This window comes from Streptomyces sp. NPDC004126 (assembly GCF_050275515.1).
Lineage (GTDB): Bacteria > Actinomycetota > Actinomycetes > Streptomycetales > Streptomycetaceae > Streptomyces.
Genome location: NZ_JBNNPF010000040.1, coordinates 17,146 through 32,344, shown reverse-complemented (window position 1 = coordinate 32,344; position 15,199 = coordinate 17,146). Strand labels below are relative to the sequence as shown.

10 protein-coding genes are annotated in these 15,199 nt (G+C 74.4%); 6 read left to right on the top strand and 4 right to left on the bottom strand.

Going from position 1 to position 15,199, the window contains the following annotated elements; translation table 11 throughout:
- Positions 1 to 220: 220 nt before the first annotated feature.
- Positions 221 to 1,027: a hypothetical protein gene (locus tag ACQKM2_RS30030; protein ID WP_427715148.1), complete on the top strand. Its 807-nt coding sequence runs from the start codon at positions 221 to 223 to the stop codon at positions 1,025 to 1,027.
- Positions 1,028 to 1,029: 2 nt separating this feature from the next.
- Here ACQKM2_RS30030 and ACQKM2_RS30025 read toward each other — a convergent pair whose 3' ends face one another.
- The 3 genes from ACQKM2_RS30025 to ACQKM2_RS30015 form a co-directional block, all read right to left on the bottom strand.
- Positions 1,030 to 2,673: a serine/threonine-protein kinase gene (locus ACQKM2_RS30025; RefSeq protein ID WP_427715146.1), complete on the bottom strand. Its 1,644-nt coding sequence runs from the start codon at positions 2,671 to 2,673 to the stop codon at positions 1,030 to 1,032.
- Between the two features lie 114 nt (positions 2,674 to 2,787).
- On the bottom strand, positions 2,788 to 5,358 hold the full coding sequence (locus ACQKM2_RS30020; RefSeq protein WP_427715144.1) for a protein kinase: 2,571 nt from the start codon (positions 5,356 to 5,358) through the stop codon (positions 2,788 to 2,790).
- Between the two features lie 88 nt (positions 5,359 to 5,446).
- Positions 5,447 to 7,825, bottom strand: a complete 2,379-nt coding sequence (locus ACQKM2_RS30015) for a protein kinase domain-containing protein (RefSeq protein WP_427715142.1) — start codon at positions 7,823 to 7,825, stop codon at positions 5,447 to 5,449.
- Between ACQKM2_RS30015 and ACQKM2_RS30010 the strand changes: the two genes are divergently transcribed.
- On the top strand, positions 7,824 to 8,450 hold the full coding sequence (locus tag ACQKM2_RS30010) for a pentapeptide repeat-containing protein (protein WP_427715139.1): 627 nt from the start codon (positions 7,824 to 7,826) through the stop codon (positions 8,448 to 8,450). The two genes, ACQKM2_RS30015 and ACQKM2_RS30010, sit on opposite strands and share 2 nt — an antisense overlap.
- 86 nt (positions 8,451 to 8,536) lie before the next feature.
- Here ACQKM2_RS30010 and ACQKM2_RS30005 read toward each other — a convergent pair whose 3' ends face one another.
- Positions 8,537 to 10,243 carry a glycerol-3-phosphate dehydrogenase/oxidase gene (locus tag ACQKM2_RS30005; RefSeq protein WP_427715137.1) on the bottom strand — a complete coding sequence of 569 codons (1,707 nt, stop codon included), beginning with the start codon at positions 10,241 to 10,243 and terminating at the stop codon, positions 8,537 to 8,539.
- 254 nt (positions 10,244 to 10,497) lie between these two features.
- Here ACQKM2_RS30005 and ACQKM2_RS30000 point away from each other — a divergent pair, with 254 nt between their 5' ends.
- The 4 genes from ACQKM2_RS30000 to ACQKM2_RS29985 all read left to right on the top strand — a co-directional run bounded on the left by ACQKM2_RS30000 (position 10,498) and on the right by ACQKM2_RS29985 (position 15,176).
- On the top strand, positions 10,498 to 11,727 hold the full coding sequence (locus tag ACQKM2_RS30000; protein WP_385761764.1) for a nucleotide sugar dehydrogenase: 1,230 nt from the start codon (positions 10,498 to 10,500) through the stop codon (positions 11,725 to 11,727).
- 165 nt (positions 11,728 to 11,892) lie between these two features.
- Positions 11,893 to 12,372 carry a hypothetical protein gene (locus ACQKM2_RS29995; protein WP_427715135.1) on the top strand — a complete coding sequence of 160 codons (480 nt, stop codon included), beginning with the start codon at positions 11,893 to 11,895 and terminating at the stop codon, positions 12,370 to 12,372.
- A gap of 95 nt (positions 12,373 to 12,467) precedes the next feature.
- Complete coding sequence (locus tag ACQKM2_RS29990; RefSeq protein WP_427715133.1) at positions 12,468 to 13,433, top strand: hypothetical protein; 966 nt, start codon at positions 12,468 to 12,470, stop codon at positions 13,431 to 13,433.
- Positions 13,434 to 13,445: 12 nt separating this feature from the next.
- Positions 13,446 to 15,176, top strand: coding sequence for a M16 family metallopeptidase (locus ACQKM2_RS29985; RefSeq protein ID WP_427715130.1), 1,731 nt, complete (start codon positions 13,446 to 13,448; stop codon positions 15,174 to 15,176).
- Positions 15,177 to 15,199: the final 23 nt, after the last annotated feature.

The window sequence follows — 15,199 nt, the reverse complement described above, 5'->3', positions numbered from 1 at the left end:
AATCGCTGGCAGGATGGCGTGCCCGGGCCCTCCGGCTGCCGTCGGACGGCGGCCCCGTCGACACGGGGCACGACCGGCGGGAAAATGGGACCAGCGGTGCGGCGGCCCGACCGGGAGTCCGCGGGCCACGCACTCCCCCGCGCCGGATCCGCCCATGGCGCCCATGACGCCGGGCGGCGGCGCACGACACCCTCCCGCCTCCCCCGGGAACGGGGTTCCCATGTCCGTCACCACGCAACTCCGCCGACTCCGCCGCGTGGCGGTGGCGAGCGGCACGGCCTGCGGTCTGGCACTCGCCCTGGCCGCGCCCGCCGCGCCCGCCGCGGCGGCTCCGCGCCCCGTACCCCAGGGCGCGCGCATCCTGGGCCTGGAACTCAAGGCCCCCAACCTGACGATCACCTTCCAGGACCTCAACCCGGACTCGGTCAGCCACAAGCTCCTCCTGAAACCCCAGGGCCGGGAGCGCGAGTACGAGCTCGGAGTGCCGGGCGAGGGGCGGGTGCTCACCCAGACCTTCGACGCCGGGCTCCTTCCCGGCACGGGCTACTGCGCCACGATCCGGACGCGCTCCAGGTACGGCAGGGTCAACCCGATCTACTACGAATACTGGTCCGAGGAGAAGTGCGCCCAGCCGAGCGGGTCGGCCCAGAACCCGTCCGACGTCTCGGTCGGCTCCATCGAGGGCGACGCGGCCCCGCCGCCCGGTTCCACCCGGAACTACTGGATCAACTACTACAACAAGGGCGCCGAGGCCAAGGACATCACCATCGAGGTCCAGCCCACCGGCACGATGACGATGCGCAAACCCCCCGACTCGGGCACCTTCAGCGGGTTCCAGTGCGCCGCGGCGGGCGCCGGCTACCGCTGCACCGGCGGCAGCCTGCCGAACGGCGGCAAGGCGCAGATCCCGTTCCTCGGGAGGGTCACGACCGCCGGGCCCGGAGCCATCCACGTCACCATCAGCGTCGCCGGCGACTCCAACTCCACCAACAACCAGCAGACGCTGACGACCCTCTCCGCGCCCTGACGTCAGCTCTTCCCGGCCGGCACCCAGCCGCTGAGCACGGTGTCGAACTGCTCGCGGGTCGTGGCCCAGTCGGACACGGGGCCCGTCATGTAGATCGCGTACTCGGTGCCGTTCGGGGCGTAGTACATCTGCTCGATGGCCCGGCGCGGCCCGGCGTGCGTCCCCTTCTCGGTCCACGTGAAGTCCCACAGCACGGCATCGGTGCTCCCCCGGAACGTGTTCGGGGCGAGCTTCTGCCGCTTGTAATCCGTCCGCTTCGCCACCTGCTTCTCCAGGTCGAGCACGTGCGCGTACGGGTCCTTGAAGTCCGGGGTGGGGTCGGCGGCGATCCGGATGTAGTGCTTGCCGTCGTCCCCGGTGTAGTCGATCTGGCTGCCGAACACCTGGCGCTTCCAGCCCTTCGGGACGAACAGCGTGAAGCCCGCCTCCGGGTCCGTGACCTTCTCCCACCCGGCGGGCGGAGTGGCGGCGGCCTGCTGCCCGGTCTGGCCGGTCTGGCCGTCGGTGGCACTCGTGTTCTTGTCGGAGCCGCCGCCCTTGTCCGCTTCCGCGTCCCCGTCGCCGGTGAACTTCAGCAGCCCGAACACCGCGCCGCCGCCGAGCAGCGCCGCCACCAGGGCCACCGCGGCGACCCGCCGCAGCCGGCCCGGCGGCCCGGCGGGGGCCGCGGGCCGCTCGGGCAGGGCGGTGGTGGCGGCCGGGGCGGGCGCCGGGACCGGGGCGGGGTCCTGGGCGGGGGGCTCGGGCGCCTGCGCGGAGGCCCGCTCCTCGTCGGTCACCGCGCGCGTGGGCACGTACGCCTGGGCGGCCTTCGGCTCGCGGCCCTCCATCGCCTCCAGCAGCATCCGCTCGGCCTCCGCGGCCGACGGCCGCTCGGCCGGGTCCTTGCGCAGCAGCGCCGTGATGACCGGGCCCAGGGCGCCGGACTGGCGGGGCACGGGCGGCTCGTCGTTCACGACGGCCTGGAGGCTGGAGATGGGCGAGGTCCGGCGGAACGGCGAACGGGCCTCGACGGCCGTGTACAGGGTGGCGCCCAGCGACCACAGGTCGGAGGACGGGTCGGGGGCACCGCCCGTGACCCGCTCCGGGGCCAGGTAGTCGATGGAGCCGACGAGTTCACCCGTCCGCGTGATCGAGGAGTCGCCCTCGATCGCGGCGATCCCGAAGTCGGTCAGCAGCACCCGGCCGTCCTTGGCCAGCAGCACGTTGCCCGGCTTCACGTCCCGGTGCATCACCCCGACGGCGTGCGCGGCGCGCAGCGCGCCCAGCACGTGCAGCCCGATCCGGGCCGCCTCGCGGGGCTCGATCCGGCCGGCGGCCTTGGCCGCCTCGGCGAGGGAGGGGCCGTCGATGTGCTCCATGACGATCCACGGCCGGTCGTCGTGCTCCAGCACGTCGTGCACGGTCACCACCGCCGGATGCTGGATCCGGGCCGCCGCCCGCGCCTCCTTCTGCGTGCGGGCGTGCATCACCTCCCGGTCGGCCTGGGACACGTAGAGCCCCGCCGTCAGTTCCTTGACCGCGACCGTTCTGTGCAGCAGCTCGTCATGCGCGCGCCACACCTTCCCCATGCCCCCGCTGCCGATGGGCTCCACGAGCCGGTACCGGCCTGCGAGCACCGCACCCGCGCCTGTCTGCTGTTCCACGAATTCCCGCCGCTCTGTGCACTCCACGCCAGATTACGGAGCCTGCGGGCGCTGCCGGAACAAGGCGGGGCCCATAGGACAGCACTGTGACGCAATCGCCGTACTGACCGCCCGTCAGCCGCCCGCTTTGTAACTCGCCGTCGCCTTCTCGAAGACGTCGGTGACCTTGTCCTGGTTGTCCTCCGGGCCCGTGACCATGACGACGTGGTACGCGCCGCCGAGCGCGACGACGAAATTGCGGGCGAACAGGGACCGGCCCGCCGCGTCGATCCAGGTGTAGCGGCCCGTGACCCGCAGCTGCTGACCGACCTTGGTGGACTTCACGTCCCCGCCGGACGCCCAGGTGGAGTTGCGGTACGGGGCCAGCTCGGGCTCCTTGTCCTTCTGGTAGCCCAGCGGATCGGGATCGCCGCCCTCGACCCGGTCCCGGCCCGGTACGACGATCAGGGTGAACTGGCCCTGGGTGTAGCGCACCTGCCCGGCCTCGTTGATGGACTGGCGCTCCCACCCGTTGGGTACGGCGATGCCGAAGTGCGCCGGGTCCTGCTGGACGGTGTAGCCCTCCGGCGCGGGCGCGTCGCCCTGCGGGGCGGGCTTGGACTCCGGGGCTCCGCCCGGGGTGCGCCCGGGCGTCTGCGCCGGCTTGGACGCCGGGCCCTGCTGGGAGCTGCCCGGGCCGGGGGCGGACGCCGCCGGGCTCTGGGCGGCCGTGGGCTGCTGCCCGGAGTCCGCCGCGCGGGGCAGGAAGAGCATCGCGTACGCCACCCCGCCCGTGAGCAGGACCAGTACGCCGACCAGCAGGAGCCGGCCGAGGGAGCGCGGCTTGCGGGGAGCGGCGGGGTTGCGGTGGCGGCCGTGCAGATCGCCGCGGCGGCGTACGACGGGCAGCCGGGCGGGGTCCGGCTCGGGCATCGGGAGGCCCGCGAAGTCCCCGTCGGGCTCGGGGGCGGAGCGGATCAGCGAGCGCAGCCAGCCGCGGAGCTCCTCGAAGTCGGGCCGCTCGGCCGGGTCCTGGCGCAGCAGGGACTCCACGACCGGGCGCAGCGGGCCGCAGTCCTCGGCGAAGGCGGGCGGCTCGGCGCAGACCATCTCGACGAGTTCCGCGACGCTGTCCTCGGGGTACGGGGCGTGCCCCTGGACGGCGCGGTACAGCAGGGCCCCGAGGGCCCAGAGGTCGGCGGCGGGGCCGACGGGCGCGGCCAGCTGCCAGTTGCCGTGGACGGGGCCGGCGGCCTGTTCGGGCGCCCAGCGCTCGGTGAGGGGGCCGACGACGGCCATCCGGGTCTGCCGGGCCCGCTCGGCGTCGAGGCCGGTGCGGGGGCCGCCCCAGGCTCCGCCGGTGTCCGCCCGGCCGACGGGGGCGGGCGCGGGGGCCGCGGCGGGGCGCGGGGCCGGCGGCCGGGCCGCCTGCCCCGGGGGTGCGAAGGGTGCGGGGGGCTCGGCCTGGCGGTAGCCCTGCGGGAGGGCGAGCTGGGCGGGGAGCGCGGGCCGCGCCGGGGCGGGCTCGGGGGCGGGATCCGGCTGCCGTTCGGCCTGCGGCGGCTCGGGCTCGGGCTGCGGCGGCTCGGGCTGCGGCTCCGGTTCCGGCGGCCGCTGCGGCTCGGCCGGGCGGCGGGGGGCCACCCCGTGCCAGGGCGTGGCGGCGGCGGTGTCCGGCCCCCCGTACGGGTACGCGTACTCCTGGGGCAGGTTGGCCCCGGTCGGCGGCAGCACCGGCACGACCACGGGGCCGCGCCCGCCGCGCTGCCGCGCCACCTCGGCGGAGGCCGCCCGGGTCCCGGCCCGGTACGCGGCGACGGTCCCGGCGCGGGCGGCCGCCTCGGCCGCGGCCCGGTCCTGCCGGGGCGGGGCGGCGGGTGGGGCCGGCTGCGGTTCCCGCTCCGGTCCCCGCTCCTGTTCCCGTTCCGGGGTGATGTGGTCCGTGTAGCGGGGGCCGGTGTCGTACCCGGGCGCCACCAGCGGCGCGTACCGGGGCCCGTCGTCCCGGGCTCCGGCGGGCGGGGGCTCCGGCGCGGGGGCCGGCGGGGACGGCGGGGGCGTTTGGGGTGTCTGGGGCGTCTGGGGCGGCGTTCCCCAGGCGGCGTCCGCGCCCGCGTCCCCTCCCGGCTCTCCCGTGTCCGGCGGCGGCACCGGGTCGTACCCGCACAGGGCCTCCTCGGCGGCGCCCGCCGCCAGCCCCGTCAGGACGACCCGTCCGTCCTCGCATATCAACACGGTCCGGGCCGTGATGTTGCGGTGCGTCCAGCCGTGCGCGTGCAGCACGCGCAGCGCGGTCAGCACGTCGGAGGCGACCTCCGCCGCCCGGTAGGGGCTCAGCGGCTCGTCGGCGATGAGCGCGGCCAGCGGCCTGGCGGGGACCAGTTCGCTCACTATCCACAGCGAGCCGTCCTCCGCGAACACGTCGAAGACCTGGTCGAGGCGGGGATGGTCCGGTACGGAGGCGGCCGCCTGGGCGGCGGCGATCGCCCGCCGGACGGCGGGCAGTTCCCCGGCGGCCACGGCGTGCGCACCGGATCCGTCGAGGAGTTCGGCGTCCACCACCTCGGGCAGCGGCACCTGCCGGACGAGTACTTCCTGCCCGCTGCGCGTGTCGAAGGCGCGGGTCTCTATCAGCTCGTACTCGTCGGAAGGCGGAATCGGCAGACGGTAGCGGTCGGACAGGATCCGGCCGGCGTAGTCCTCCACATCGCCTCCCCCGAGTGCGGTCCCCCATGGCCCCCGCTGGACACGATACGTCGCCGGGGCCGCCCGCGTCCCGGGCTTGGGAGGCCCGTCAGCCCAACGGCTGGAAGGTCTGGAAGGCGGTGTCGCGCAGTTGCGTGCACTCGGGGCCGTCCCACTGGTCGGCGGCGCAGGTGATCATGATGGCGTAACCGTGGGTGGCGTCGGCCTTGAAGCCGCGGTTGAGGACGCGGACCCGCGTGCCCTGCTGCTCCCGCTCGAACTCCCAGTCCGCGACGGTCGGGTAGTTGCGGTAGTTCACCGCGTCCAGGCGTATCAGGCGGTAGTTCTTGCTGCTGCCGGCGACGGCGGGGGCGAGCTTGGACCAGGCGAGGCGGGCGTCGTTGCCCGGGCTGCCGGTGTAGTCGACCTGGATCCTCGGGAAGCCGCCGTCGCGGCTGTATATCGCGCCGGAGTTCTCGCCCGCGGTGCCGGTCTGGCGGAAGCCCTCGGGCATCGCCATCGAGAAGTGGAACCCGAGGTCCGTCACGGTGGCGAAGCCGGCCGGGAGTCCGCCGGCCGGGCCGCCGGGGCTGGCGCCCTGGCCCTGGCTCTGGCCCTGCGCCGGGTTCTGGCCCTGGCCCTGGCCCTGTCCCTGGTCGGCGGCGCCGGGGGTGCCGCTGGGCGCGGGGGTGCCCGGGGTGCCGCTCGGGTTCGCGCTCGGCGAGGAACCGGCCGACGCGGCGGGGCTGTTGCCCGCGGAGGCGCCGGGCGAGGGGTTGCCGGAGGCGACCGGGCCGCCCTTGCCCTCGTTCTTGCGGCCGGCGTCCTTGCCGTCGCCCTTGATCATGTACGCGATGAGCGAGCCGACGACCGCGAGGACGACGACCACCGCGGCTATGGCGAGCACGATGGTGCGGCGCGACACCACGTCGGTGAGCGAGGGACCGGGCTGCGCGGGCCGGGCCGGGGGCGCCTCGGCCGCGGCAGCGGCGGCGGCCTCGGCGGCGGCCGCCTTGCGGGCGGCCTTCAGCGCGGCGCGGGTCCGCTCGCGCTGCTCGCGCTCACGGCGCTCGCGCTCCTTCTTGGCGGCCTTCTCGGCCGCCGCGTCGGCCTTGGTGAGGGAGATCGGGCGGGTCTCCTCGACCGGCGGGGCCGGCGGCGGCTCCGGGGCGGCGACCGGCTCGGGGGCGTTGATCACGGCGGTGAGCATCGTCCGCGCCTGCTCCTCGCCGAGGCGCATGGCCGGGTCCTTGACCAGCAGCCCGTAGATGACCTCGGTCAGCTGGGCTCCGGCGTTCTGCGGCGGGTCGACGGGCTCGGTCATCACCGCGGTGAGCGTGGCGAGCGCGTTGCCCTTGTCGTACGGGGGCACGCCCTCGACGGCCGCGTACAGCAGCCCGCCGAGGGACCACATGTCGGCGGGCGGGCCGGGCTTCTGGCCGCGGGCGCGCTCCGGGGAAATGTACGAGGGGGCGCCGACGAGCATGCCGGTGGAGGTGATGGAGGGGTCGCCCTCCACCTGGGCGATGCCGAAGTCGGTGAGCACGACGCGGCCGGAGGCCGCGATGAGCACGTTGGACGGCTTCACGTCGCGGTGCAGGATCCCCTGGCGGTGCGCGGCGCGGAGCACGTCGAGCACGGCGAGGCCGACCTCGGCCGCGCGGTGCGGGGTCAGCGGGCCGTTCTCCCGGACGAACTCGGCGAGCGAGGGGCCCTCGATGAGCTCCATGACGATCCAGGGGCGGGCGTCCTCGTCCACGACGTCGTAGACGGTGACGGCCCCTTCGTTGCGGATCCGCGCGATGGCCTTGGCCTCGCGGAGGGTCCGGGTGATGAGCCGGCGCTTCTCGTCCTCGTCGACGCCGTTGCCGAAGCGGAGTTCCTTGACGGCGACCGTCCGGCCGAGGACCTCGTCCTCGGCGCGCCAGACGGTGCCCATGCCGCCCTTGCCGAGCACGGCACCCAGCCGGTACCGCCCGGCCAGCAACCGCCCCTCGCGCCGCGCTTCTTCGACCTCACCGCCCCCTTCGACCGCCTTCCCGGACCCGCCCTCGGCCGGGGCTGCCGCGGCGGGCTCCCCCTTCTCCGGGCCCGCCTTCTCCGGGCCCGCCTTCGCGGGAGCGTCCTTCGCGGGCACCGCCTTCGCGGGAGCGTCCTTCGCGGGCACCGCCTTCGCGGGGGCGTCCTTCGGAGACCCGCCCTCCTCCGGAGACGCCTTGGCGGGCGCGTCCACGGCGGGCGCGTCCACGGCGGGCGCGTCCACGGCGGGCGCGTCCACGGCGGGCGCGTCCACGGCCGGGGCTGCCGTAGCCTGTTCCGCCTTCTTCAGGCTCGCCTTCGCGGAAGCGCCCCCGGCGGGGGCCGCCTCGGCGGACGTGTCCTTCGCGGGGGTGCCCTTCTCCGCAACCGCCTTGCCGGGCGCCGGCTTCGCAGGGGCGTCCTTCGGGGACTCCCCCTTCTCCGAAGCCGCCTTGGCGGGCTCGTCCATGGCGGACCCGCCCTCGGCCGGGGCTGCCGCGGCGAGCTCCGCCTTCTCCACTCCCGCCTTCGCGGAAGCGCCCTCGGCGGGCGCGTCCTTCGCGGGCGCGTCCTTCGCGGGGGTCGCCTTAGCGGACGTGTCCCTCACAGGGGTCGCCTTAGCAGAGGTGTCCTTCGCGGGGGTCGAGTTCGCGGGAGCGTCCTTCTCGGGCGCGCCCTCCGCAGGGGCCGCCTTCGCGGGAGCGTCATCCGCGGTGTTCGCCTTCGCGGGCGCATGCGGTGCGGGCTCGTCCTCCGCAGGGGGCGCGGACCGGGTCGGCTCGGCGGGGGGCTCAACGCCCGCGGCCGGAGCGGCCTTCGGCACCGGCGCCTTCCCAGCGGCAGCGGAAACGGCGGAACCGGCGGAACCGCGCGGCCGGGGCACCGCGGCGGGTTCGGCCGCCTCGGCGCCCCCGGCCGGACCGGCCTTCGGCACCGACGCCTTCGCAGCGGCAGCGGAAACGGCGGCCCCGTCATCCAGCTTCGCCGCAGGCGCCCCGGCAGACGACTCGGTGTGCTCCGGCTTCGACATGCGTCCCCTCTGCGATCGTGCAGCCTGCCCCGGCTGCCTCGGCAGCCGCCGGAGGGCACGGTAATCCACCCCGGCAGAAACCTCATTGTTGCTCACTCCGCATCCGACGGGAGCCCCGGGTCCGCCGGTTCCGCCTCCTGTATCTCGGAGTTACAACGGGACGATGTCGGGCGCCCCCAACCGTGCCGCGTCCGCCGTCTGGTCGTCCGGCTGGCGTTGTGATTCCCGCTCCGCCTGGACCCGCTTCTCGTAGTGCTCGACCTCCTTCTCGATCTGCTGCTTGTCCCAGCCCAGCACCGGAGCCATCAATTCCGCACACTCGCGCGCCGATCGGGTCCCCCGGTCGAAGGTCTCGATGGAGATCCGGGTCCGTCGGGTCAGCACGTCGTCCAGGTGCCGGGCGCCCTCGTGCGAGGCGGCGTAGACGATTTCCGCCCGCAGGTAGTCCTCCGCCCCGGTCACCGGCTCGGCGAGCCCCGGGTCGGCCTCGATCAGGCCGAGCAGTTCCTCCGTCAGGGACCCGTAGCGGTTCAACAGGTGTTCCACCCGCACCACATGGAGCCCCGTCCGCGCGGCGATGCGGGCGCGGCCGTTCCACAGGGCCCGGTAGCCCTCCGCCCCCACCAGCGGCACGTCCTCCGTCACGCACGCCGCGACCCGCTGGTCCAGCCCGTGCACCGCCTCGTCGACCGCGTCCTTCGCCATCACCCGGTACGTCGTGTACTTGCCGCCCGCCACCACCACCAGGCCCGGCACCGGATGGGCCACCGTGTGCTCGCGGGAGAGCTTGCTCGTGGCGTCCGACTCCCCGGCCAGCAGCGGCCGCAGGCCCGCGTACACGCCCTGGACGTCGTCCCGCGTGAGCGGCACGGCCAGCACCGAGTTCACGTGCTCCAGCAGGTAGTCGATGTCCGCGCTCGACGCCGCCGGATGCGCCTTGTCCAGGTCCCAGTCGGTGTCGGTGGTGCCCACGATCCAGTGCCGGCCCCACGGGATCACGAACAGCACCGACTTCTCGGTCCGCAGGATCAGCCCGGTGCTGGAGTGGATCCGGTCCTTCGGCACGACCAGGTGGATCCCCTTCGAGGCCCGCACGTGGAACTGCCCGCGCTCCCCGATCAGCGCCTGCGTGTCGTCCGTCCACACGCCGGTCGCGTTCACGATCTGCTTCGCGCGGATCTCGTACTCGCCACCGCCCTCCACATCACGCACCTTGGCCCCGACGACCCGCTCGCCCTCACGCAGGAAGCCGACCACCCTCGCCCGGTTGGCGCAGTGCGCCCCGTACGCCGCGGCCGTCCGGACGAGCGTGGCGACGTAGCGCGCGTCGTCCATCTGGGCGTCGTAGTACTGCAGCGCGCCCACCAGGGCGTCCTTGCGCAGGGCCGGCGCGATGCGCAGGGCCCGCTTGCGCGTCAGGTGCCGGTGCGTGGGCAGTCCGCGGCCGTGTCCGCTGGAGACGGACATCGCGTCGTACAGGGCCACGCCCGAGCCTGCGTAGAAGCGCTCCCAGCCCTTGTGCTGGAGGGGGTACAGGAAGGGCACCGGCTTCACCAGGTGCGGGGCGAGGCGCTCCAGCAGCAGCCCGCGCTCCTTGAGCGCCTCCCGTACGAGGGCGAAGTCGAGCATCTCCAGGTACCGCAGGCCGCCGTGGATGAGCTTGCTCGACCGGCTCGACGTCCCGGACGCCCAGTCGCGGGCCTCCACCAGGCCCGTGGACAGGCCTCTGGTCACGGCGTCCAGCGCGGTACCCGCGCCGACCACGCCCGCGCCGACGACCAGAACGTCCACTTCCCGTTCGGCCATCCGGGCGAGCGCCTCCGCGCGCTGTGCCGGTCCCAGTGTCGCTGTCCTCACGGCTGCCTCCCGTTGGTGCGGGCCGTACCCACTCGGTGCGGGTGATCCCGCTCACATCCCCCGCTTCTCGATTCTGACCGGCCGCACCCACATCAGCCACCGCCTGTGGACAACACAACGGCGACCACCACCCCACAATGCGACATATCTGTCATATATACGCCTAGTCTGACATTGCGCCAGCTCCAGTCGTCCACAGGACTTGCGCGCACCGCCCCCTCATGCATGCCAGGGAAGGGAAGGGACGGCCCCCCATGCCCGCAGATCTCGCCGTCATCGGACTCGGCCACCTCGGCCTCCCCCTCGCCCAGGCGGCCGTCGCCGCCGGAATCGAGACCGTCGGCTACGACAGCGGCCCCGCCACGGACAGCACCCTCACCGCCGCCGAGATCCGCCGCATGTCGGCGGCCGGCTTCCGGGTCACCACGAACCCCGCCGAACTCGGCCGGGTCCGCACCGCCGTCATCTGCGCCCCCACCCAGCTCGGCGCCGACCGCGCGCTCGACCTCGGGGCCGTCGGCGAGGCGGGCCGCACCCTCGCCGCCCGGCTGCGCCCGCACACCACCGTGATCCTGGAGTCCGCCGCCCACCCCGGCGTCACCGAGGACTACCTGCGGCCCATCCTCGAAGAGGGCTCCGGCCTGCGGGCCGGCCGGGACTTCCACCTCGCCTACTCCCCCAGCCGCCTCGACCCCGGCAACCGGACCCACACCATCTCCAACACCCCCAAGGTGATCGGCGGCCTCACCCCCGCCTGCACCGAGTCCGCGCACGCCTTCTACGCCCGCCTCACCGAGAAGGTCGTACGCGCCCGCGGCCTGCGCGAGGCCGAGACCGTGCAGCTCCTGGAGACCAACTACCGGCACGTCAACATCGCCCTGATGAACGAGATGGCCGTCCTCTGCCACGACCTCGGCGTCGACCTGTGGGACGTCATCCGCTGCGCCGAGACCAAGCCGTACGGCTTCCAGGCCTTCCGCCCCGGACCCGGCGTCGGCGGCCACGGCGTCCCCCTCGACCCCAACTACCTCCCCCACACCACCCGCACCCCCGGCCACCCCCTGCGCATGGTCGGACTGGCGCAGGAGATCAACAACCGGATGCCGCAATACGTCATCCAGCGCTGCGCCACCCTGCTGAACGAGCACGGCAAGTCCGCGCGCGGCGCCCGCGTCCTCCTGCTGGGCGTCACCTACAAGCCCGACCTCGCCGACCAGGAGGGCTCCCCGGCCCGGGAGATCGCCAGCCGGCTCCTCGACCTGGGGGCCCTGATCAGCTACCACGACCCGTACATCGCGGGCTGGCGCGTCCGCGACCAGCCCGTGCCGCGCGCCGACTCCCTCTACGAGGCCGCCGCCAACGCCGACCTGACGATCCTGCTCCAGCACCACCGCACCTACGACATGCAGGGCCTGGCGGTGAAGGCGCAGCTCCTCCTCGACACCCGCGGCGCCAGCCCGGCCGGCGCCGCCCACCGCCTCTGACCCCGCCCCCCGCCCCGGCCCAGGTCACGACCTGATCCCGGTCCGATCACCCGACCGAAAATCCCCGGGTGGAACTCCACCACCCCCTGTTAGCCTGCGGCGTCACTTATCCCGCACTTACGCCCTCCGGGCCCCGTGCGCCGAATCCCTGGGGGGGATTTCCGAATGAGCCAGAACTTCCAGCCGCCCGCACCCACACCCACCCCCTACGCCGAGGCCGTGGCCCCGGCCCCGGCCCGCGGCGGGAACCTCGCCCTCGCCGTCGTGGCCGCCGTCGTGGCGGCGCTGGCCTCGGCGGCCGCGTACGGCGGCATCATGAACGCCATCGACCGCGAGATCGGCTACGCGGCCGCGGGCGTGGGCGTGCTCGTGGGCCTGGCCGCCGGCAAGCTCGGCGGCCGCAACCCGGTCCTGCCCGTGGTCTCCGCCCTGCTCTCGATCGGCGCCGTCTACCTCGGCCAGCTCTTCTACATCGCGCTCGCGATGGCCAAGGTCGGCAACATGGGGGTGCTCGACGTCCTCGACAAGATCGGCGTGTCCGGTCTGAACACCGTCTGGAAGGACGGCATGGACTTCATGACCCTCCTCTTCCTCGGCCTCGCCGCGTTCGTCTCCTTCGGCGCGGCCAAGAAGGCCGGCGACTGACACGCCCACCCGGCACGAGAGCGGCCACGGCCGGCCCGGACACCCGTCCCGGACCCCCCTGCCGGGGGCGCCCGCACCACTCATATGATCCGCGCGTGTCCGCTCTCACGCCGCCAGGCCAACCCGTCACCGATCCCGCCGAACGCGTCCCGGCCCTGGCCGCGCTGCGCTCCTGCGTCCAGCGCAAGGACTGGGACGGCGTGGCCGCCGCCTTCGCCGCGCTGCCCGACGAGGACGACAGGGCACTCGCCTGCCGGACCGTCGCCGAGTGGCGCGGCTCCGAGGTCCTCCTGCGCGAGGCCGCACTCCGCCTCCCCGGGGACCCGCTGCCCCGCACCCTGCACGCCGACCGGCTGATCCAGATCGGCTGGGGCGTCCGCACCAGCCTGGGAGCCGAGCACGTGACGAGGCGGCAGTTCGACGAGTTCCACGCCTACCTGCGGCGTGCCGAGCTGCTGCTGATCGACGTCTGTGCCGAGCACCCCGACCACGCCCTCGCCTGGTACCTGCGCCTCATCACCGCCCGCGGGCTCGAACTGGGCCAGGGCGAGGCGCGCCGCCGCTACGAACGGCTCGCGGAGCACCACCCGTCCCACTTCTCCGGCCAGATGCAGCTGCTCCAGCAGCTCTGCCCCAAGTGGGGCGGCAGCTGGGAGGCCGCGCACGGCTTCGCGCAGGAGTGCGCGGCGAAGGCCCCCGACGGGAGCCCGAACGGTTCGCTGGTCGCCATCGCCCAGATGGAGCAGTACCTGGAGGCGGCCGAGAAGCAGAACAAGCGGGCCGCGAAGGCCTACCTGCTGGAGCCGGAGAACCGGGCCCGGCTGCTCGCCGCCGCCGAATCATCCGTCCTGCACCCCGCCGCCCGCCCCGACGCCTTCCACGCCGTCACCGCGCACAACGCCTTCGCCTGCGCGCACAGCGCGGCGGGCCTGCCCGCGGCCGCCGCCGCCCACTTCCGGGCCCTCGGCGACCACGCGAGCGAGTTCCCCTGGGGCTACCTCTCCAACGACCACACCGCGGAGTTCGTCCGCCACCGCAGAGCCGCCCTGGCCAAGGGCTGAGGACACACCACCATGACGACCGAGACCGGGCCCGACCGCACCACCGCCGACGGCATCGTCCACACCACTGTCGACGGCATCCGCACCGTCCTCGCCCCGGCCGCCGGCCCCGTGACCGCCGGACTGCTGTTCCGGGTGGGCCGCGCCGACGAGACCCTCGCCACCAGCGGCGTCACCCACCTCGTCGAGCACCTCGCCCTGCACCGGCACGGCCTGGGCGACCTCCACTACAACGGCGCCACCGCCTCGGCCTACACCCACTTCCACGTCACCGGGACCGCCGCCGACGTGGTCGAGTACCTCAACGGCGTGTGCGCCGCCCTGCGCAACCTCCCCCTGCACCGGCTGGCGACCGAGAAGGAGATCCTGCGCACCGAGGCCGCGCACCGGCCCAAGGGCCACACCGACGACATGCCCCTGTGGCGTTACGGCGCCCAGGGCTACGGCCTGACCAGCTACGGCGAGACCGGACTGCACCGACTCACCCCCGCCGACGTCCACGACTGGGCGGCAACCCGGTTCACCGCCGAGAACGCCGTCCTGTGGATCACCAGCGACACCGTCCCCGAGGGCCTCGACCTCACCCTCCCCACCGGTGAATGGCGCCCCGCCCCGCAGCCCACCTCCGCCCTGCCCGCCACCCCCGCCCACTTCGGGGGCCCCGACGGCGTGCTCGTCCTGACCTCCGTCATCCCCCGTTCGACGGCCGGCAGCCTGTTCGCCGACGTCCTGGGCAAGGAGCTCTTCCGCGAGCTGCGCCAGAAGGGCGGCTACTCCTACACCGCGGCCGCCGACTACCAGGCGCGTGACGCCGACTTCGCCACCGTCACCGCGTTCGCGGACGCCCTGCCCGAGAAGCAGGACGCGATGGTGGGCGCCTTCGTCGACGTCCTCGCCAAGCTCCGGGCGGGCCGCATCGAGGAAGCCGACCTGGAGTCCGTACGGACGGCCGCGCTCGCCCGGTTCGACATCCCCGAGCCGGCCGTCGCCAAGCTCCCCTCGGAGGCCATGGACCTGCTGCTGCGCCACCCCTCCCTGACCTTCGCCGAGGCCCGCGCCGAGATCGAGGCCGTCACCGCCGCCGACCTCCAGCAGGTCGCCCGTGCCCTGTGGGCCGACGCCCTGGTGCAGGCCCCCGGCCGGGGCGTCGACTGGGCCGGCCTCACCGCGGCCCCCACCCAGTCGGCCGAGGTGGTCACCGGACGGCGCTACTCCTCGGTGGCGGACCGCAGGACCGCCCTCCTCGTCGCCGACCACGGCGTCAGCCTGAGCGGCCCCGGCAACCAGGTCACCGTCCGCTACGACGCCTGCTCCGTCATGCACGTCTACCCCGACGGCGCCCGCCACCTGATCGGCCACGACGGCTTCACCCTCGGCATCGAGCCGACGCTCTTCGGGATCACCGCCGCCGAACTGGCCCCGCTGGACGCCGGTGTGCCGCCCGCCGCCGTGATCCGGATGCCGCCCCGCGACCCGGACCGCATCCCCCGGCCGGTCGCGACGGCCAAGCCGCAGGGGCCGCAGCCGCGCAGGGCCTGGCTCACGGCGGTGCTCTGGCTGCTCGGCATCCCCGCGCTGCTGACCGGCGCTTTCGCGGCCATAGCCGCCCTCGCCATGCTGTCCGAGCCGGATGCCCAGGACAGTGACGACTGGATCGGCCTGGCCATCATCTGGATCCTCGCGGCGGTGTTCCTCGTCCCGTGGTCCGTCCTGCTGCGCCGTCGGCAACGCGGGCTCGGCTGAGGAACGCCGGAGGGCCGGCACCC